This window comes from Rhodococcus jostii NBRC 16295 (assembly GCF_001894825.1).
Lineage (GTDB): Bacteria > Actinomycetota > Actinomycetes > Mycobacteriales > Mycobacteriaceae > Rhodococcus_F > Rhodococcus_F jostii.
In genome coordinates, this window is sequence record NZ_BCWY01000132.1 from 1 (window position 1) to 18,596 (window position 18,596).

Annotated in this window: 20 protein-coding genes and 1 pseudogene; 7 read left to right on the plus strand and 14 right to left on the minus strand. The window is 66.5% G+C overall.

Annotated features, from left to right (window positions below):
* Nucleotides 1–536 precede the first annotated feature (536 nt).
* The 3 genes from RJ1_RS48460 to RJ1_RS41400 form a co-directional block, all read right to left on the minus strand.
* Nucleotides 537–659: a hypothetical protein gene (locus tag RJ1_RS48460; protein ID WP_255284955.1), complete on the minus strand. Its 123-nt coding sequence runs from the start codon at nt 657–659 to the stop codon at nt 537–539.
* Nucleotides 660–1,131: 472 nt separating this feature from the next.
* Nucleotides 1,132–1,704, minus strand: a complete 573-nt coding sequence (locus RJ1_RS41395; protein ID WP_073369768.1) for a PIN domain-containing protein — start codon at nt 1,702–1,704, stop codon at nt 1,132–1,134.
* Between the two features lie 31 nt (nt 1,705–1,735).
* Nucleotides 1,736–2,278, minus strand: a complete 543-nt coding sequence (locus RJ1_RS41400) for a helix-turn-helix domain-containing protein (RefSeq protein WP_073369787.1) — start codon at nt 2,276–2,278, stop codon at nt 1,736–1,738.
* 332 nt (nt 2,279–2,610) lie between these two features.
* Here RJ1_RS41400 and RJ1_RS41405 point away from each other — a divergent pair, with 332 nt between their 5' ends.
* Nucleotides 2,611–2,886, plus strand: a complete 276-nt coding sequence (locus RJ1_RS41405) for a hypothetical protein (RefSeq protein WP_240319586.1) — start codon at nt 2,611–2,613, stop codon at nt 2,884–2,886.
* Nucleotides 2,887–2,995: 109 nt separating this feature from the next.
* On the opposite strand, the gene RJ1_RS41410 is transcribed toward RJ1_RS41405, so the two are convergent.
* Nucleotides 2,996–5,353, minus strand: coding sequence for an arylsulfatase (locus tag RJ1_RS41410; RefSeq protein WP_073369770.1), 2,358 nt, complete (start codon nt 5,351–5,353; stop codon nt 2,996–2,998).
* Nucleotides 5,354–5,936: 583 nt separating this feature from the next.
* Between RJ1_RS41410 and RJ1_RS41415 the strand changes: the two genes are divergently transcribed.
* Both RJ1_RS41415 and RJ1_RS41420 read left to right on the plus strand, forming a co-directional pair.
* On the plus strand, nt 5,937–8,480 hold the full coding sequence (locus RJ1_RS41415; RefSeq protein WP_083400320.1) for an ATP-dependent Clp protease ATP-binding subunit: 2,544 nt from the start codon (nt 5,937–5,939) through the stop codon (nt 8,478–8,480).
* 3 nt (nt 8,481–8,483) lie between these two features.
* Entirely contained in the window at nt 8,484–9,134 is a 651-nt protein-coding gene (locus RJ1_RS41420; RefSeq protein ID WP_073369772.1) for a DUF1345 domain-containing protein, read from the plus strand.
* 208 nt (nt 9,135–9,342) lie between these two features.
* Here RJ1_RS41420 and RJ1_RS41425 read toward each other — a convergent pair whose 3' ends face one another.
* From RJ1_RS41425 to RJ1_RS41445, 5 genes are all read right to left on the minus strand, one after another.
* Nucleotides 9,343–9,912 carry a hypothetical protein gene (locus tag RJ1_RS41425; RefSeq protein WP_143048805.1) on the minus strand — a complete coding sequence of 190 codons (570 nt, stop codon included), beginning with the start codon at nt 9,910–9,912 and terminating at the stop codon, nt 9,343–9,345.
* Between the two features lie 291 nt (nt 9,913–10,203).
* A complete protein-coding gene (locus tag RJ1_RS41430; RefSeq protein ID WP_073369791.1) occupies nt 10,204–10,605 on the minus strand; it encodes a DUF1622 domain-containing protein in 402 nt (133 codons plus the stop codon).
* A gap of 291 nt (nt 10,606–10,896) precedes the next feature.
* The gene (locus RJ1_RS41435; protein ID WP_162850263.1) at nt 10,897–11,493 is read right to left on the minus strand and encodes a TMEM175 family protein; all 597 of its coding nucleotides are present in this window, start codon (nt 11,491–11,493) and stop codon (nt 10,897–10,899) included.
* Nucleotides 11,494–12,022: 529 nt separating this feature from the next.
* On the minus strand, nt 12,023–12,436 hold the full coding sequence (locus RJ1_RS41440; protein WP_073369776.1) for a DUF1622 domain-containing protein: 414 nt from the start codon (nt 12,434–12,436) through the stop codon (nt 12,023–12,025).
* Between the two features lie 237 nt (nt 12,437–12,673).
* Entirely contained in the window at nt 12,674–12,988 is a 315-nt protein-coding gene (locus RJ1_RS41445) for a hypothetical protein (RefSeq protein ID WP_073369778.1), read from the minus strand.
* Nucleotides 12,989–13,271: 283 nt separating this feature from the next.
* Between RJ1_RS41445 and RJ1_RS47085 the strand changes: the two genes are divergently transcribed.
* From RJ1_RS47085 to RJ1_RS41455, 3 genes are all read left to right on the plus strand, one after another.
* Complete coding sequence (locus tag RJ1_RS47085; protein ID WP_162850262.1) at nt 13,272–13,424, plus strand: hypothetical protein; 153 nt, start codon at nt 13,272–13,274, stop codon at nt 13,422–13,424.
* A gap of 81 nt (nt 13,425–13,505) precedes the next feature.
* A complete protein-coding gene (locus tag RJ1_RS41450) occupies nt 13,506–13,781 on the plus strand; it encodes a hypothetical protein (RefSeq protein ID WP_073369780.1) in 276 nt (91 codons plus the stop codon).
* A 281-nt stretch (nt 13,782–14,062) separates the two neighbouring features.
* A complete protein-coding gene (locus RJ1_RS41455; protein WP_240319597.1) occupies nt 14,063–14,323 on the plus strand; it encodes a YidH family protein in 261 nt (86 codons plus the stop codon).
* A 90-nt stretch (nt 14,324–14,413) separates the two neighbouring features.
* On the opposite strand, the gene RJ1_RS41460 is transcribed toward RJ1_RS41455, so the two are convergent.
* The 3 genes and pseudogenes from RJ1_RS41460 to RJ1_RS41470 form a co-directional block, all read right to left on the minus strand.
* Nucleotides 14,414–14,728 carry a hypothetical protein gene (locus RJ1_RS41460; protein ID WP_073369782.1) on the minus strand — a complete coding sequence of 105 codons (315 nt, stop codon included), beginning with the start codon at nt 14,726–14,728 and terminating at the stop codon, nt 14,414–14,416.
* A 62-nt stretch (nt 14,729–14,790) separates the two neighbouring features.
* On the minus strand, nt 14,791–15,444 hold the full coding sequence (locus tag RJ1_RS41465; RefSeq protein WP_073369784.1) for a hypothetical protein: 654 nt from the start codon (nt 15,442–15,444) through the stop codon (nt 14,791–14,793).
* 304 nt (nt 15,445–15,748) lie between these two features.
* A pseudogene (locus RJ1_RS41470) lies at nt 15,749–15,964 on the minus strand (IS3-like element ISRhosp1 family transposase); the annotation flags it as partial.
* Nucleotides 15,965–16,597: 633 nt separating this feature from the next.
* Here RJ1_RS41470 and RJ1_RS41475 point away from each other — a divergent pair.
* Nucleotides 16,598–17,320, plus strand: coding sequence for a Clp protease N-terminal domain-containing protein (locus RJ1_RS41475; protein WP_240319585.1), 723 nt, complete (start codon nt 16,598–16,600; stop codon nt 17,318–17,320).
* A 25-nt stretch (nt 17,321–17,345) separates the two neighbouring features.
* Here the strand turns inward: RJ1_RS41475 and phoU are convergent, their stop codons facing one another.
* Both phoU and RJ1_RS41485 read right to left on the minus strand, forming a co-directional pair.
* On the minus strand, nt 17,346–17,993 hold the full coding sequence (gene phoU / locus RJ1_RS41480) for a phosphate signaling complex protein PhoU (RefSeq protein WP_073369793.1): 648 nt from the start codon (nt 17,991–17,993) through the stop codon (nt 17,346–17,348).
* Nucleotides 17,994–18,039: 46 nt separating this feature from the next.
* Complete coding sequence (locus RJ1_RS41485) at nt 18,040–18,405, minus strand: DUF6308 family protein (RefSeq protein WP_143048803.1); 366 nt, start codon at nt 18,403–18,405, stop codon at nt 18,040–18,042.
* Nucleotides 18,406–18,596: the final 191 nt, after the last annotated feature.

Below are 18,596 nucleotides of genomic sequence, written 5' to 3' on the forward strand. Positions count from 1 at the left end.
CCGATCGAGTCGCTTCGCTCCTCTGAGTTTCCGAAATTAGGTTGTCGCCTTTACTTTTCATCGCAACGTTCAACCCGGTCCCCCACACCTCCACGGGGCTGCGGAGGCCGCCAGTGCACCTGACCCGGCGCCCACTCGCCTTCCCGCACTGCTTCAATGTCATACCCAGAGCATACCACTCAAGCCCCACACAACCAAAATATTTGAAAAGTACTCAACACCAAACATGTTGTTTTTCAACATTATTCACGATCCACAGGATCTAGTGGTGCGTAAATGCCGAAACTATTTACACAACAATAATATACCGAAAGACATTGTTTACCAACATGATTCAAATCGAACAGAAACCGGCACCTCGCGACGCCCGCGCCGGCACCCCCGACACGTCGCCGGCACCCCCCACATCACAAACCAGGGACATGTCATCACACCAGGTCACAACACCATTACGGCCCCACACAGCACACGGTCCGCACCCCGGAGTCGGGTGCGGACCGCCTCAGACCAAGCAGATTCAGAGCTTCGCCGGCGGTTCAGTCGGGGGTGAAAAACAACTCCATCGACATGAACGACCACGCCACCATTGCCGCCATCGGCACGAACGCGCATACCAACGGCAGGGCGAACCGGCGGCCGGCGCGCCAGGGAACCGTCATCAACCCGCACGCCACCACCACAACCGCTGTCCCGCCCAGCTCACCCAATACGAGGCCAGCGGCGGATCAGGCCCGAACGAGGTGAACGAGCCGTGCGGATACACGCTCGGCTGCGGAACATTGCCGTAGTGCTGCCACAAGATCACCGCCGGCAGATAACAGAACAACCCCAGCAGCAGACCCCCGCGAAATCCGCAAACCCTTCGCCGACCCCACGGGTGTCACCTCGTCCACACCACCCATCATCGGCCGTGCCGATGACCGATCACCCCGGGACGCGTCATCTTCCCCGGTCAGAGCGTTCACCCAGGCCGCGGCTCTACCCCGTCCATCCACGCGATCACATCGAACACCCGCAGTACCGAGATCTCCTCCGGCAGGCCGGGCCTCCTCCCGGATCGACAGCAACCGGCGATGCAACGCGCCCCCTCGTCCGCGAAGCGCCCCTCGCTCACGTTCGGCGCGCAGGCGATCACTCTCGATCACGCAGCAGTGCAACGGCATCGTTCATGCCATAACGCACCACCAACTGCTCGAGGATCTCATCGATGGTCATCGGCGGGCGCACCAGACGCGCCGACAGCATCTCCACCGCCCGCGCCGCGGCGGCCGGGGACACCGACACCGTATCGGCCGCGAACTCAGCCGGCGAGATCACCTGGATGCGGGCCGGAACCCGCTCGCGTGGAAAGTCTTTCCGGTTGTCGGTGACGATCACCCCGGCCCCACCGACCACCGCGGCCGCTACAACGTGCTCATCGTCAGGATCGGGCAGCGAGAACGTGCCCTCGAGCGGCTCCCAACCGGTCACCAGCGCATCGTCGAAGTACTCGCGCATCGTCCCGACCAACCGCGCACTGGCCGCCTGCGCCGCCGCCGGAAAGTGCCCGCGTCGTTCGAGCTTGGCGGCCTCGTGGAACTCGAGTTCGTCGAGGATCACCTCCGACCACAACGGCCGATACAAACCCTCGACCGCCATGGACAGGAGGAAGTCCCGCTGCAGACTCGGCCAGAGGACACAGGTGTCGAGAACCGCCGCGAACATCCGGGCAGTCTATCCACCACCCGGCCAGTGACTACCGGGCTGTGCTGCGGGCGCGTCGCCGCTCCGCGACGGCCTTTCGTGCGATCTTCAGCTGCTCCGCAACCACCGCCGGATCGTCCTCGTCGTCGATCTCGACAGCGGTTTGGGCGAGCGCCTCGTACTGGCGGGCCCGCCGCTGCTGCTGATACTCGAGCACCTCCCGCAACAACAGCCGATGCCGCGTGCCGACCTTCTCCGCCGGCAACTCCCCCACATCGATCAACCGGCGCACCGTCGGCCGGCTCACCCCCAGCAAATCCGCGGCCTGCTGCGTCGTCAACATCATCGCCCGAGGCGCCACCGTCACCGCACGACCGGACCCCAGCGCGGCCACCACCTGCTTGAGCGCCGCATGTACCTCCGCCGGCAACTCCACCTGATCATGCTCGCCGGCACCGACCAGCAGATACCGCGGCTCCACCCGGTCACCGCGGCGCCGCTCGTGCGCATCGAGGAAGCCGACCACCTCCGCCAACCCCGCACCCTCCGCCGCCTGCGGCAGATACGTGTGCTGATCCAACGCCTGCGCACCCATCTCGAGCCCCTTCCCTTCGAAAGGATCGTAACACCTTTCGAACCCTTCGAATATCTGCGAACCGTGGATCGACTGCAGATTCAGGCGCTGCAATGGCCGAACACCCCGCAGGTTCAGTCCGGGTCAAGAACAGCTCCATCCCGATGAAGAACCACGCCACCAACGCCGGCCAGGGGTCGATGAGGGACACGGGATTCTGGACGCATCGGCCATCGACTGATCGAACCTGTTCGGTGTTCACTCGAATCAGCACAAGCTATGCGAAGGCTCGACCTGACCTAGTCGACACCATGGTGGCGTCCCTCATCGACGCCGGGAAAGGAACGGCCAGGATGAAACCGGAAACAGCGGAAGCCCGCATGTTGCTGTCCGTGATCGAGCATGCCCAGAACATGGTCGCACTCGCCGACTACGACACCGGACGCCTGCGCTACCTCAACCCCGCCGGAATGCAGCTCCGGAATGCAGCTGATGGGACTGACCGACGAGGCCGCCGTCGCCGCCCGCTGGGCGTCGTAGGTGGGTGCCTCCCTCGGTTGTCGATCTGGTCAATCGGGTGCCTGGCTCCGACTCACGCCGGTGGCTTCTCGCACCAGAGCCTTCCGTGAGTGCCGAGGGCCGCGATCCGTTCCTCGGCGGGGACGGCGCCGGGCGCCGGCCCGACGAAATCCGGTATCGTCCGCGCGCCGTCCCCATCGGAGTGGATCGTCGGCCGTGCTAGTCGCGGGAGAGCATGGCGGCGGCTTCGCGTTCGAGGTCGACGTAGGGTTCACCGCTGACATCGACGACCACCCGGTTCAGGGTGCCGCCGGTGAACGCCCACGGGGCGGTGCCGGGGTAGTCGTCGGTGACGGGTTCCCCGGTGTCGCGGCCGGCGGTGAGACCCTCCCCGGCGATGCTGAACTTGCCGGGCTGGGTCTTGATCCGGCCCTCGCCGACCTTGCGGTCTCCGTAGTACAGGGTCAGCATCCCGTGGGCGGTGCCGGGCGGGTCCTCACCGTCCTTGTCGAACGAGGCGGCCAGGAGCAGGTTCTCGCCGGTCGGCAGGTCCTCGGTGGCGACGATCCGCTGTTCGTCGCTGCCGAGGAAGTTGTACTCGTAGCGCAGGCGGTTGTCCCTGATGTACAGGGCGTGCCCACCGAAGCGGCTGCCGTGCGCGAACAGCACCCCGGATGCCCCGGGTTCGGGGAGATCGACCAGCGCACCGATCGAGTAGGAGCGGTTGCGGATGTTGACCGCGACCGACTCGGGGACCTCGGCGCCGCCCGGCCGGTAGACGTAGCGGTTGCGCGGCGCGGCGAGCTGCGGGCGGGGAGTGGTGAGGATCTCCACCGCCGACCGGTCGTCGAGCGGGAACGCCTCGTTGGCGCCGGCCTCGTGGAACCACAGCCCGATCAGCTCGGAGAGCCGCCCGGGCTCCTCGGCGGCGAGGTCGTGCAGCTCGGCGCGGTCCACCTGGGTGTGGTAGAGCTCCCAGGTGTCCTCGGGGAACCGGGCCCAGCCGCTGAGCGCCGGGTGAGTGGTGACGGCCTGCCAGCCGTCGTGCCAGATGCCTCGGGTGCCGAGCATCGAGTAGAACTGGGTGTGCTTGGCCGTCGGGATGGTGGCCGCGTCGAAGCTGTAGCGCATGCTCACCCCCTGCAGCGGGTGCTGGGTGTGGCCCTTGACGGTGTCGGGCAGTTCGATCCCGAGGCAGTCCAGGACGGTCGGGACCAGATCGATGGCGTGGTGGTATTGATCGCGGGTCTCGCCGCGGGCGGCGAGACCGGCGGGCCAGGAGATGATGCACGGGTCGCTGGTGCCGCCGTTGTATGAGTACCGCTTCCACATCTTGAACGGGGTGTTGAACGCCATCGCCCACCCGTTCGGGTAGTGGTTGTAGGTTTTGGTGCTGCCGAGCTCGTCGATCATCTTCAGGTTCTCGGCCAGACTGTCCGGCACGCCGTTGGCGGCCTTGTTCTCGTTGACCGAGCCGTCCGGTCCGCCCTCACCGCTGGCGCCGTTGTCGGAGACCAGCATGACGATGGTGTTCTCGAGCTGTTCTATCTCCTCGAGGTAGGCCATCAGGCGCCCGATCTGGTCGTCGCAGTGCGACAGGAACCCCGCGTACACCTCGGCCATCCGGGCGAAGAGCCGCTTCTCGTCCGCGGGGAGGGTGTCCCAGGGTCGGGTGTAGTCCATCGGCGGGAACGGCTTTCCGTCGGGTCCGCTGCGGGTGTCGGGGGTGCCGATCGGGTTGATCGGGGGCAGTTCGGTGTCCTGCGGGACCAGTCCCATCTCCTTCTGCCGGGCCAGGGTCTGCTCGCGTATCGCCTCGTAGCCGTCGTCGAACTTGCCGCGGTAGCGGTCGGCCCACTCCCGGGGCACCTGGTGCGGTGCGTGCGCGCAGCCGGGTGCGTAGTACAGGAACACCGGCCGATCGGCGGCGATCGCCTTGACATCGTCGAGGTACTCGATGGCCTTGTCGGTGATGTCGACGCTGAGGTGGTAGCCCTGCTCCGGGGTGGCCGGTTGCTGCACGGGGTGGTTGTCGTGGACGAGGTCCGGGTACCACTGGTTGGTCTCCGCCCCGAGGAAGCCGTAGAAGCGGTCGAAGCCGCGGCCGACGGGCCAGTTCTGTTTGGTGGACGCCAAATTCATCTCGTCCTCGGCGCACAGATGCCACTTGCCGACCATCGCGGTGCTGAAGCCCTGCTCGACCAGGACCTCGGCGAGGGTCGCGCACTCCGGGGGGACGTGCCCGTTGGCGCCGGGGAAGCCGACCGCGCATTCGCTGATGCAGGCCATCCCGTTGGTGGTGTGATTGCGGCCGGTCAGCAGGCAGGACCGGGTCGGCGAGCACAGGGCGGTGGTGTGCCACTGGGTGTACCGGAGCCCGTTGTCGGCGATCTTGTCGATGTTCGGCGTCTCGATCGGCCCGCCGTAACAGCCCAAGGCACCGAACCCGACGTCGTCGAGGACGATGTACAGCACGTTCGGTGAGCCCGGTGGTGCCTTCGGCTGCTCGTACGGTCCCCAGTCCGGGACCGAGTCTCGAATATCCAGGTTGACGACACCTCTGAATGGCTTGGCCATGACATTGGCTCCTGCTCGGGGTTCCCCTGCACGTTCCAGCCAAGCACTACCGGCCGGTGATAACCAGGGTCGTTCGACACTCCGGCTACGGCACGGCCTGATCTTGACCAATGGTGGCCGATGGAGCCGCCCGGCGGGTCGTAGCGATGCAGATGCAGCATTCACACGCCGCATAGACGTCAGCCCACTGCCATATGAGGATCGTTCTACGGCAACGGGTTTCGCCTGCACCATCGAGCACATCGGGAACGGGTGAAGTGCTCCGGATGGATCTCACCACTGCCCCGACCCACCGTCAGCGAAGCCGGGTGGTCAGGGCGACCGCTCGCCGTACTGCTGCGCATCACCACGATCGAGGTGCGGCCCGCGGCGCCGCCTCGCGACACCCCGGAGGGGACGGGACCCTGGCGGGCCGCCGTCCACCGAGGGGATGCTCGGCGTCGAATAGTCCTCGTAGTCCTCGCTCGGAGTGATCGAGCGGTGTCGGCACCGACCTGTTGGGTCGACCCTGGTGATCACCGGCCGGCCGTGCTTGGCTGAAATGGCAGGGGACTCCCATCTCCGACGAAAAGAGGTTGGCGAGATGACCGGAAGCTGGATCCCCGAAGACCCGTTCGATGACATCTTCCACCGTTTCTTCGGTTCGAGCGGCAGACCGCAGCCACCGGTCCAACGCGTGGATCTCGGCCGTCTGCTCAACGACGACGCGAAGCAACTGGTCTCGCTCGGACGGCAGGCGGCGGTGGACTGGGGGCACTCCGCCATCACGCCCGAGCACCTGCTCTACGCCGCGGCGCTGACGGACCCGACCCGTGGTGTCATCAGCGGTCTCGGACTCGACCCGGACAAGGTCGCCGAACAGATGCGTGACGTCGTCGCCGCGAGCAGCGCCGCCGACGAGGACGGATCCATCACGCTCAGCCCGGCAGCGAAACTTGCGTTGCGCACCGCCCAGCAGCAGGCGAGCCAGGCCGGCGTCAGCTACATCGGCCCCGAGCACATCCTGCTCGGTATCGCATCCAACCCGGACAGTCCCGCCGCGAGTGCGTTGTCGGGAGCGAAGATCGACGCCGGCAAGGGCCCGCACACGAAGAGTTCGACGCCGACTCTCGACGAATACGGGCGCGATCTGACAGCGGAGGCGCGCGGCGGAAACATCGACCCCGTCGTGGGGCGGTCGGACGAGATCGCGCAAACAGTCGAGATTCTCTCCCGCCGGCGCAAGAACAACCCGGTTCTCATCGGCGACCCCGGCGTCGGCAAGACCGCAATCGTGGAGGGACTCGCGCAGCGCATCGTCAACGGCGACGTGCCGTCCACACTCGCGGACCGCAGGGTGGTCGCCCTCGACGTGAGCGCGATGGTGGCCGGGAGCAAATACCGCGGCGAGTTCGAGGAGCGGCTGACGAAGGTCCTCGACGAGGTGCGTGAGCACTCGAACGAGCTGGTGCTGTTCATCGACGAACTGCACACGATCGTCGGTGCCGGTTCGGGCGGAGAGGGATCGATGGACGCCGGGAACATCCTCAAGCCGGCGCTCGCACGCGGGGAACTGCACGCCATCGGCGCCACCACCATCGACGAGTACCGCAAGTACATCGAGAAGGACGCGGCACTCGAACGACGCTTCCAGCCGGTCATGGTGTCCGAGCCGTCGGTGGACGACACCATCGAGATCCTCCGCGGCCTCGCCGACGTGTACGAGGAGCACCATCAGGTCCACTACAGCGACGAGTCGCTCGTGGCGGCCGCGGACCTGTCCGACCGGTACATCGCCGACCGCTTCATGCCCGACAAGGCGATCGACCTGATCGACCAGGCCGGGGCCCGGGTGCGACTGCGGACGAGGACACCCGACGCCGACACCCGCAGCGCGGAGGAGGAGCTCGCCCGACTCGAGCGGGAGAAGGACTCTGCCGTCTCGAACGAGGACTACGCGCGCGCCGAACAACTCAAGACCGAGATCACGCAGAAACGTGAAGCGCTCGGCGACGCGTCCAGCACCAAGGCGCCGGAGGTCACCGTCGTCGACATCGCCGAGGTGGTCTCCCGCCAGACCGGCATTCCCGTCTCGGAGCTGACCGCGGAGGAACGCGAGAAGCTGCTCGCGCTCGAAGACGTGCTCCATGCGCGGGTGATCGGGCAGGAGCAGGCGGTCACCGCGGTCGCCGAGGCCGTCCGCCGCGCCCGCGCCGGTTTGTCCGATCCGCGGCGGCCGATCGGTTCGTTCCTGTTCCTCGGGCCCACCGGGGTCGGTAAGACGGAGCTGGCGAAGGCGCTCGCCGACGCGGTGTTCGGGGACGAGGACCGGCTCATCCGGTTCGACATGAGCGAGTTCCAGGAGAAGCACACGGTCTCCCGCCTCGTCGGTGCACCGCCCGGGTACGTCGGCTACGAGGAGGCCGGGCAACTCACCGACAAGGTCCGCCGGCAGCCGTATTCGGTGATCCTGTTCGACGAGATCGAGAAGGCGCACCCGGACGTGTTCAACATCCTGCTGCAGCTCCTCGACGACGGCCGCGTCACCGATGCGCAGGGCCGCACCGTCGACTTCAAGAACACGATCGTGATCCTCACCAGCAACATCGGCTCCGATCTGATCCTCGACGCACCCGACGGCGACGTCGACCAGATCGTCCCGCAACTGATGGAACGGTTGCGCTCGCACTTCCGTCCCGAGTTCCTCAACCGCATCGACGAGACCGTGGTGTTCCACCGGCTCGACGAGCGACAACTGCGGCAGATCGTCGAGTTGATCCTCGACGGCACCCGCCGGCTGCTCAAGGCGCAGCACATCGGGTTGGACGTGACCACCGCGGCCGAGGACTACCTCGCCGAGGAGGGGTACGAACCCGAGTTCGGTGCCCGGCCGCTACGGCGCACCATCCAGAAGCAGCTCGACAACACGCTGTCGAGCATGCTCCTGAAGGGGGTCCTCTCGCCCGGCGACACCGTCCGCGTGGACACGGACGGCCAGGGCCTGTCGATCACCGCCGAGCCTGTCGACGACGATCACGGAACCGGCGATGGGGAATCGGCCCGGGAGAGCGCCGCCGGTGGCGGCTCATCCGATCTCCGCACCGGCGACACCGCGAAGACCGCGCCGGCGCCTCCCACGCAGGACTAGACGGTGCGTGCGCCGCTCCCCACCTCCGCATTCCCGAGACTTGCCGCAGCGTTGGTCGTCGGCATCGTGGCGGGTGCACTCGGCGCCCTGGTGACCACGGCCCCGGTCGGTGCTCTCGTCGGAATCGCGGCGGCAGCCGCCGTGTTCGTCGTATCCGGATGGTTCGTGCTGTGGCCGATGGATGCGGCCACCACGCGCCGCAACGTCCGACACGAGGACTTCCGCCCCGTCGCCGACGAATTGGCGGTGGTGACAGCATGTTCAGCAGGACTCGGGGGCATCATCGCACTCCAGATCGCCGGCGGATCCACCGCGGGATCCGCGCAGGCCGCCGTCGCACTGCTGGCGGTATTCCTGGCGTGGGCCTCCCTGCACCTGATGTACGCAGGTCGCTACGCCTTCCTGTACTACCAGGGATCGGGTCCTGAAGAAACAACGGGTGGAATCGATTTCAACTCCACCTCCCCGCCCGCGTTCCGCGACTTCTTCTACTTCAGCTACAACCTCGGAATGACCTACCAGGTATCCGACACCGACGTCTCCAGCACACAGATCCGAGCGGTGGCACTCCGACACTGCCTGCTCTCCTACGTCTTCGGCGCCGTCATCCTCGCAACAACGATCAACCTGGTCGCCGGAATCCTCATCCAATGAGAATCTCTCGGACCCGCTCGCAGCTCCGGCACACAGCCATGAGCCCGTCGGGTCGGCGAGGGACACGATCGAGGCACTCATCGCCGGGGAACGAGACCCTCGCGTGCCGGCCGAGTTGGCCCGCGGCGGGATGCGCCACACGATCCCGGACCTGACCCACGCCGGACCCCCGATTCGTTGATCGCGCTCGGGGATGGTCCCGTCAGGGTCAGTTACGCCGAACCGTACACCCGGCGGGCTCGTCGTTGCCGCTGATCTTGAAGTCTTCGCATGTCAGTAGGCGGTGGTGCTGGGTGCCCAGGGTGAAGGACAGAACGACGACGAGCACGATAGCTCCCACCGCCACCGCTGTGTCGCGTCCGCGCACCGACTCCACGCCCGGAACGAGCATGGCGAGGACGATGGTGACCATCGTGGGGATCCCTGCGATGGTCACCGCGACACCCAGCCAGAACAGGACGTCGTAGCCGAGGTCGTAGTCAAGGCTGGTGGTATCGGCGGGGGTCAGCCACGTCAACACTATCCAGACCGAGGGGATCAGAAGTGAGTACACGGCGGGCTGCGCCCGCCGTCCGAGCAGGAGCACGCCGACGAAGAACGCCGTTGTCGCTACCGCCCACAGCGCAAAAATCTGTTCGAAGAAGATCGCGTGGTACACACCGAGTGTGAAGGCCGGCCACCACACGATGAGCGAGGTGGCCACCGCGATGGCGGCGAGCCGTCGCACCCCCAGATCCGTGTGACGAGCCGCCGGCGGAGGGACCGGGTCCTCAGTCATGCAGGTGATGCTACGTCGGGCTTTCGCCCTGAATGATCTTGTGCCGGACACACACGGGTCCTGAATAGCCCGGAAGCGCCTCCATGGCCGATGCGAGCCCTTTCTCGGTGGCTACCCTGCGGGCGTGGGTGGCTCGCTCGACCGCGTAGGTGCATTCCCTCTGCCAGAACAGGGCCGGCAGCACCACGGCCGGCTCCGCATATCGGGTCGGCCGGGTCGGTCGAGTCGAGCCGAATCGGGTCGGCCAGATTCCGCAGGCCCACACCCCCGAGGAACCCGGCCCCGGCCCCTTTACCGGTCCTGGCCTCCCGATTGGCGGGCTGCCTGCGCGAGGACCTGCGGTCCGGTGACGAACGCCTTCTTCCAGGGGGCGACGCCGTCGATCTCGATTTCGATGGACATGCTCAGCACGGTCCGGATGAGCACGATCAACCCCAGGATGGCGGCGTCCGTGAGCGAGGGCGTGGAGGTGACGGTCTTGACGATGTCCGCGGCGACCAGCAGCTCCAGGCCGAACAGTATTGCTCCGCCCAGCGCGTTGCGCAGCATTTTGAACGCCCGACCACCATCGCCTGTTCGCTTCCATGTTCGGGCCGCGAGGACGAAGGCGAGGGCAAACCCCGCCACCATCGACAGGACACCGAGGACTTCGAAGGACTCCGTCACCAGTTCGAAGAATCGGGCAGTGTCCATGACGGGGTCCTGTTCGGAAGACGGTTCCGGGTTGGGCGTGCGCACCTACCAGAGCAGGTTCTCGCAGTGCAGTCGTCGAGGTCAAGCCCGGTCCCAGGCCCCACGCATGTGGGCAGAAGTAGCCGGTGATGATCCCCACATGCCGGGGCGGGTAGGTGCCCGACGACCGCGAGAATGCCGTCGAGGTGGACAGCGGGGATCGTGACGTTCGATGAGCCGTGGACGGCTCGCTCCTCCCGCGTGTACTCGTCGAAGCCCGGCCGCGGGACCACCGACCCGTCGCGACCCCGGCTACGGGTGAGACGACCGGTGCCGGGTCGCGCGGAACGGGACGAGAATGAACACCGCGATCGCCAGGTAGCCGAAGACCGCAACAACCGGCAGGAACAGTCCCAGGACGATCATCACCACATAGGCGCCCACGCTGGGTGTGAGCCGCTGGTTGAGTGTCTTCAGGTCCTCGTGCGTCATGTCGGGGTCGGGTCGCATCAGCCGCGCGTGCACCGCGTACCGCCACAGGACCCACACCAGCACCGCCGTCAGAAGCAGATTGATCCCGAAGACGGTCGTCGCGACGCGCTCAGCCTCCGCTTCGCCGATGAACTCCGCCAGCAGCCGCGTCGGGAAAGGGAGGAACGCCACCACCATCAGCAGTATCAGATTCAGCTGAACGAACACCGGGGTGGCACGGTCGAGGTACTCGGTGATCACCGTGTGCGCGAACCACACCGCACCGATGGTCGAGAAACTCACCAAGTAGGCGAGATACGAAGGCCACTGGTGGGCCAACGCGCCCAGCAGGTCCTCCTCGGAACTGCTGGCAACCCCGAGCTCGAGGACGAGAAGGGTGATCGCGATGGAGAACACACCGTCGCTGAAGGCCTCCAACCGCGCGGTCTTATGACCCCGCGGGCGAGCCCGTCGCCCTTCATCGTTCACAAATAAGATTCTGCCTCCGCACGACACAACCCCGACGACTAATCGATGGTCCAAGGTCATGCTGAGGCCGAGCACGACGACACGGGAATCCCGGTCGATCGCAAGGTCCACCCCGGTGGTTACGTGCCATGCCGGTCGGAGCCGGGTATTCGGTGAGGTCCTCGCCGCGGGTCGACGGTGTCGACTCTCGACGGGCTGCCGGGCCTCGAGGATGCGACGGGGATGGCCGACGGGGGTCCGGTTCTGAACCTGTCCCGTCCACGCAATTCCGACTGGCCCGAGTCAGCGGTTCGTGACCTGGTCAACTACCCGTAGCGACGTGAACGTGGGCTTGTGCTCAGTGGTCGAGCCACTCCAGCCGGCGACTCGAACAGCACCAACGCCCGCTCCGTACAGGACCAGTGCGCTCCGAAAGTGGTGCTGCTGACAGTGAAACCGGCGGGATACCCCACAGCCGCGGGACCCCGGCCCGGGGGCCTCAGCGGTCCTGGCTCGACGTTTGGCTTCCCGATTGGCGGGCTGCCTGCGCGAGGACCTGCGGTCCGGTGGCGAACGCCTTCTTCCAGGGGGCGACCCCGTCGATCTCGATTTCGATGGACATGCTCAGCACGGTCCGGATGAGCACGATCAACCCCAGAATCGCGGCGTCCGTGAGCGAGGGCGTCGAGGTGACGGTCTTGACGATGTCCGCGGCGACCAGCAACTCCAGTCCGAACAGGATCGCGCCGCCCAGCGACTGACGCAGCATTTTGAACGCGCGGCCGCCGTCACCTGTTCGCTTCCACGTCCGGGCCGCGAGGACGAAGGCGAGGAGGAACCCGAGAACCATCGACAGGACACCGAGCACTTCGAAGGATTCCGTCGCCAGTTCGAAGAATCGGGCGGTGTCCATGACGGGTTCCTGTCCGGCAGTGGGTTGGCAGGTTGCGTGCCTGGCGTCACCGGGCGTGCGCGTGGCAGTCGTGGGTTCGGTGTTCCTCGTTGTCTCTACTCGCCCCGGGCATTGTCGCCGCGGTGGGCCGCGGCGAGCACGTCGTCGGCGCTACCGGGTTCGGTGCGGGGTTGCTGGTTGAGCTTGTGGCGCGGGGAGGGGAGGATTGCGGCCCGAGCGCGTGCCCACCCGTCGGGGTCACTCGGCGTTGCCGGTGGGAAAGTAGACCGATCCGTCGCTGCCGACGCATCCGCCCTGGACGGGCCCCGGTCCGAAGGCGCCGTTGACCTGGCCGGTTCCACCGCCGGGGTTCGATCCGACACCTGCCCCGCCGGCTCCGACTGCGCCGCACGTGTAGCTGTTGGAATCGCCCGGGTCGTTGTGGAACTGAACCTGAGTCCCGGCTGTGTTCGGATCGCCGTGCAGGTTCGGGGCTGCCACTGCGGCGCCCGGAGCCGTGAACAGGGCGATGGCGGCCGCTGCGATGACCGCACGCCTGGTGATCGTTGTCATGGGTGGTCACTCTCGATTCGGTTTCAGCCGACACCAGGGTGGGAGTCGCGATTGTTCGCCGACCGGGCGCGTGGAGCGCCGTCCTCTGGTGATGGACCCATTATCGTCCCGGGGTGGACGGCGGGGTACCCCTGATAGACGTCCCGTCAGAGGCCCAGGCGGCCGATCTCGACTTCGAGTGGCGTCACGCCGCGTCGCACCGCGTCGTCACCCGAAGTCGTTGCCGCCGCGCTCCGATCGGACTCGCAGTACGCCATGCCCAGACCCGGGTAAGCTCAACCAGGTGCCCGTCACGACGCTGGGCGCTCACGGCAGCACACACCTCCACCCGCGGTGGTTGCCGGCCCGTACGGCCGACGGCACAACCTGCAACGCTGCACGGGACGCTGTCGACAGCCAGCCCGAGACCGGTGAACGGGTGGCCGGTGACACGTGAAGGGCTCGATCGGATTCGATGCAACGGGCGGCCAATCAATTCGATCCTCAACGAAAGCCCGCTGGGCGAAAGGCTCGGAACATGGACAATAGGTTGCCGACGGGGTACATCGTTTACCTGGAGGATGACGACGGTGTCGACCTGATACCCGAGGGCAACGACGCCTCGGTGGTGGACGGCGTGCTGACAATCTTCAAGAACACCGAGGTCTTGGCCATCTACCGGGCCGGGTCGTGGAAGGCCATCCGTCGAGACAAGGACGTCACACGCTACATCGACAAGCAACTCGTACCGATCTCGATCGAGACGATCGAACACTCGGCGAACTCGACCGAACCTGGAACCGCGGTGGACTGATCTCCGACACCGGCACAGTGCCCTATGAGGGAAACGCCTCCTCAGCCACGCAGGTACAGGGGGCGTTCCTGCCACCTCGGGCCGAAAAGTTGAGTGCAAGTGGAATACTCTCCTGGCGATGAAGGCAGCTCCGGGCTGCTCCGGAACACGATCGACGGGCGTTCGGACGCCGCACCCGGAAATCGGGGAGAGCGCATGAGCCGCAACATCTTCGGTACCACCCAGCCGAACACCGACAGCACCGCCCGCGACCACCTCGCGAACGAACGAACGTATCGCGCGTGGCACCGGACGGGATCAGTGTTCCCGCATCGGGTGTGGCGGTCGCGAAGTCCGCACCGAACCGGGGCGGCCACGCTGTGGCCGCCGGGTTCATCCTGCCCGCCGCGGGACTGCTGGTCTCCGTCCACGGCACCGTCCGCTATCGGGTGATCTGCCGGCAGCTCGAGGCCGGGGAGTTCGCGCCGGCGACCGTCACCGCGATCGTCCTCTCCAGCGCCGTCACCCTGCTCGCACTTCTCGCCGTGGTGGTCCTGCCCTGATCGACATCGGCTCGATACCGGCGCAGATCCACACGAGGTCCGCCGAATACCGGTCCGCGTGCCACCGGTCCGTGGTCGGTTCCCACCACGTCAGTACAGGGCCCGGGTGTGATCGAGGTGCTGGTTGAACGACGCGGGTGTGGTCAGTGACAGGGACAGGTACGTGGTGGCGAAGAGGACGAGATGCAGGGAGATGACCGCGACCAGCGCTTCGATCGCCCGCAGTTCGGGCACCGCGGCGCGGATGATTCGGCGAATCTGCCACACCAACACGCAGAGGAGGAGCACGCCGCCGATCGTCACCCGGATGAAGGCGTTGCGTTCGGTGTAGTCCGGGCCGGCACCGGGTAGTACACACCGAAGAGTAGTGCCCAGGTCACCCGCGACGGTGAGGACCGCGCGCACGATTGCTCGTCGCCGGCGACGGCGATCCAATTCGACCAGGCTCCGCGCTCTCACCACGAGAATCAGTCCGGGTGGCCTGATCGCGCGCGATCCACGGCAAGGATGTACGCGTTGATCACCACCACCCACGCCGGGAACACCAACGTCACCCACGGGCTGAAGTTGACGACCACCAGCAGTGCGAGGGCGAGCAGGTAGGTGGTGATCGCCAGCCACCGCGGCATCAGGCCGGTACGCAACCAGATCGTTCCCAGCGAGATCATGAACACCGCGGCCATCCGCACCCCGTAGAGATTGTCGACGTGCAACATCACCTCACGCCCGAAGTCCACCAGCTCGGCCTGGGGAGCGGTCGAGCGCCGGGAGACCGCGAGCAGCCCGCCTGCCAGCGCCATCGACACGAACATCATCGCCAGGAACAACAGCCCGCTGCCCAGGCAGACGGTCGCGAAGAACCGGTTCTCCAGCTCCCCGTAACGGTCCCGGACCTCGCCGAGGAGCCACAGGAAAGCGATGCCCGCGAAGGGGGCCAGCACCAGGGCGATCATGATCTGGGACTGGTCGCGCAGCCACGGCGACGCGGCAGCGGCCGGCAACGCCGTGTGCAACAGAACGATGCTGGATGCGAACAGGACACCGAAGACGACGCCGGCGACCGCCGCGGCACGCGGCGTCCGCAATCGGCGGAACTCGGCCTCACCCTGGGTCTCGGCCATGTGGTCAATCCTCGTCGAAGCCCGGCTGCGGGACCACCGACCCGCCGCGATCCGCGGCTACCGAGGAGACGCTGGACAGTGGCGCGGTCACCGGTGTGTTCGATGCCGCCCCCGCCGGTGACGGCGGTGAGCGTCGTGATCGCGGGTGTGGCGGCCGCCCGCCACGGCTGCCGGATGCACAGAGCCGGATCAGCCCGCGCCACCCGAACTCGCGGGCTCGGTGGCGGCGGAACCGCAAACGGGTGACCCGGCTGATGCGAATCCACCACATGGTGGGCCGGCACCTGCGCCGCAGCAAGCGCACGGCCATCGCGGACAAGTCGGCTCCGTCGGCGCCGGTACTGCGGTCCTGCCAACGCGCGTTACGGGCGGTGTCCTTGCCCACCCACATCCGTTGCGTCTCGCCACTGATGCCCACATCCGCGGCCACCGCCGCGTACCTACGTTTGCCGTCGGCCGCGCGGCACACCGCGACCGCGTCTTTCCGGAATTCCTCCGTGCAAAGAGACCGGCGTCCCACCTCCACATCCCATCTGCCCCGCCTAGAATCATTGTCCGGCGTGTCCACTCCACGGAGGCAGCCTCGGTTTCACCTGCACCTTTCGTCGTACAGTGTGATCCGGCCCCCCACACCCCCACGAGCCTGACGAGGCAGACTGTGCGCCCGACCCGACCGCACACTCACCTCCCCGTGCCACTCAATGTCATACCCAGGGCATACCATCCCACCTCCACGCAACCCAAAACACCCGAAAGCCGGAAAATCCATCAAGCACGAAACACGCTAACCACCAACACCATTCGAGGTTCGTTGAACTCGGAAGGTGCACAAGTATTGAAACTAGCTTAGCTACACAACAATATATACCGAAAGTTATTACATACCAACATAATTCAAACGAATAAACCGCGCAACACCGGCACCCGCGCCGCCCACACGACCATCACCGGCACTCCCCCGAACAGGTCGCCGGCACCCCACATCACAAACCGGGGACATGCCATCACACCAGGTCACAGCACCATTACGCCCAAGGCAGCCGAGGTCGCGTCGATCCCACCCATAACCACCTGCACACCGCCCAGAATGGGCAGCAGGGAATTCAGCAGCGGATCGCGTCGCTCGCGGCGACACCCAGGGAGGGAGTACGTCATGGTGTTCGAAAGATTCTCCGATCAAGCCCGACAAGTGGTCACCCCTCGCCGCCGGAGCCGCCCGCACCCACCACCAGAACTGGCGTCGGCACCGAACACCTGCCCGCCCCAGATCCTCGGGCGCCGGCGGCCCCGGAGCGGCAGCGCTGACTCTCATGGCGCGTCACCGCCCCGGCACTCGAGAGCAAGCTCGACGGTGCCAGCGCCCCGGCGGGCTCCGCCCCGGCCGCGGGGCACATCCCAATCACCGGCGAAGACGAAGAAGGTCCTCGAAGCCAGCCTGCGCCAGACGGCCCTGCTCGGGCATGAGGAGATCGGCACCGAACATCTCCTCCTGGCCCTGCTCGACGACCCCGCCTCCACCGGCGCTCAAATCCTCACCGACCTTGCATCCCTGCCCATCAGCGAGATGCGTGAGCACCTCAGACGCGAACTGGCCCAGCAACCCACCCCAGGCCCCGCCCACCGCATCCCCATCCGGCTCAGCGACGACGAATACACCCGCGCCCACGCTGCCGCCCGCACCGCCGGCCAGAACCTCGAAACCTCCGGTCCACGACCGCATCACCGACGCCGTCGAACAACCCGAATAGCAGGTTCAGTTGGGGGTGAAGAACAGCTCCATCGACATGAAGAACCACACCACCAACAGCACGAACGCGCACACCAACGGGCGGGGCGAAGTCCATGCTCGGATCGGCCGCGGCGATGGGGCCCGTGACGATGGGGCCCGTGACGGCGACGACCTACGGGGTCATCTGTTCCCCGGTGACGAGGAAAATCACTCTGCGTCCGACCACGACGGTGTGGTCGCCGAAGCGCTCGTAGAAGCGGCCGAGCAAGGTCACATCGACCGCGGCCGGGATGGTGCCGGTCCAGGCCGGATCCTCGATCAGGGTGAGCAGCCGGCGGTGCAGGTCGTCGAGTTCGTCGTCGCGTCTGCCGATCTCGGCGGCCAGTTCGGGATCGTGCGTGCGCAGGACCCGTTCGGCGAGGCCGGCCAACTCGGCCGCCACCCGCCCCATATGGGAGAGCAATTCCTCCGCCTCCCCGGAGGCGACGTGCTCGGGATGGCGGCGGCGGACGCTTTCGGCCACATGCTGCACCAGCCCGCCCATCCGGCTCAGATCCGCCACCAGGTGCACACCGGTGACCACCTGACGGAGATCACGCGCCACCGGTCCCTGCAACGCCAGCAGCGCCATCGCCAGGTCCTCGCACGGACCGCGCAACTCCTCGATCTGTTCGTTGAGGTCGAACACCCGCTCGGCCAGGGGCAGGTCAGCCAGCACCAGGGCATCGGTCGCCGCCTGGACGGCCTCCCCGGCCAGCCGGCACATCGACGCCAGACGGTCCGTCAGCTCGTCGAGCTGCTCGTGAAACTTCATCCGCATGCGCATCATCCTCGTGCACCTGCCGAAGACAGCACACGGGGACGTGTCATCTTTCCTGGTCCGACGGCTCGCCCAGGCCGCGATTCTTGCCGTCCATCCAGGCGATCACATCGAACACCCGCAGTGCGGAGATCTCGTCGGGGAGGCCGACCTCCTTCCGGATCGACAACAACCGGCGGTGCAACGATCCGTCGTCGGCACGGAGGGCCTCCCGGACCGGGTTCAGATGTGCTCGCTCGGTGCCCAGGACCTGACTGACAACGGAGTGTAGGGTCGAGAGCTGGCGCGGTGGCAGATCCTGGCTGTAAGTCGCGAAGCCACTGTGAGCAGAACGGTTTCCCGCTCGGCTGTTCTTCTTCACGGCCGTTGCCAGGGTGCTCCGTTTCCAGCTCCCGCCCGTCAATCCGTGCATGCGGTTCTCCCGCACACGGCTTACCGACGTCGTTCACCGCCGGCATTCGGTCTCTCCCGCCAAGCCTTGAAAGGCCTGGGAGCGACGACAGTTCCCGACAGCGAGATCAGCCCAAGATGATCGGGCGACTGGTAGGCCAGCACCGACCACCCGTACTCGCGGGAACGCTTGTGGCGCTTGGCAATGATTAG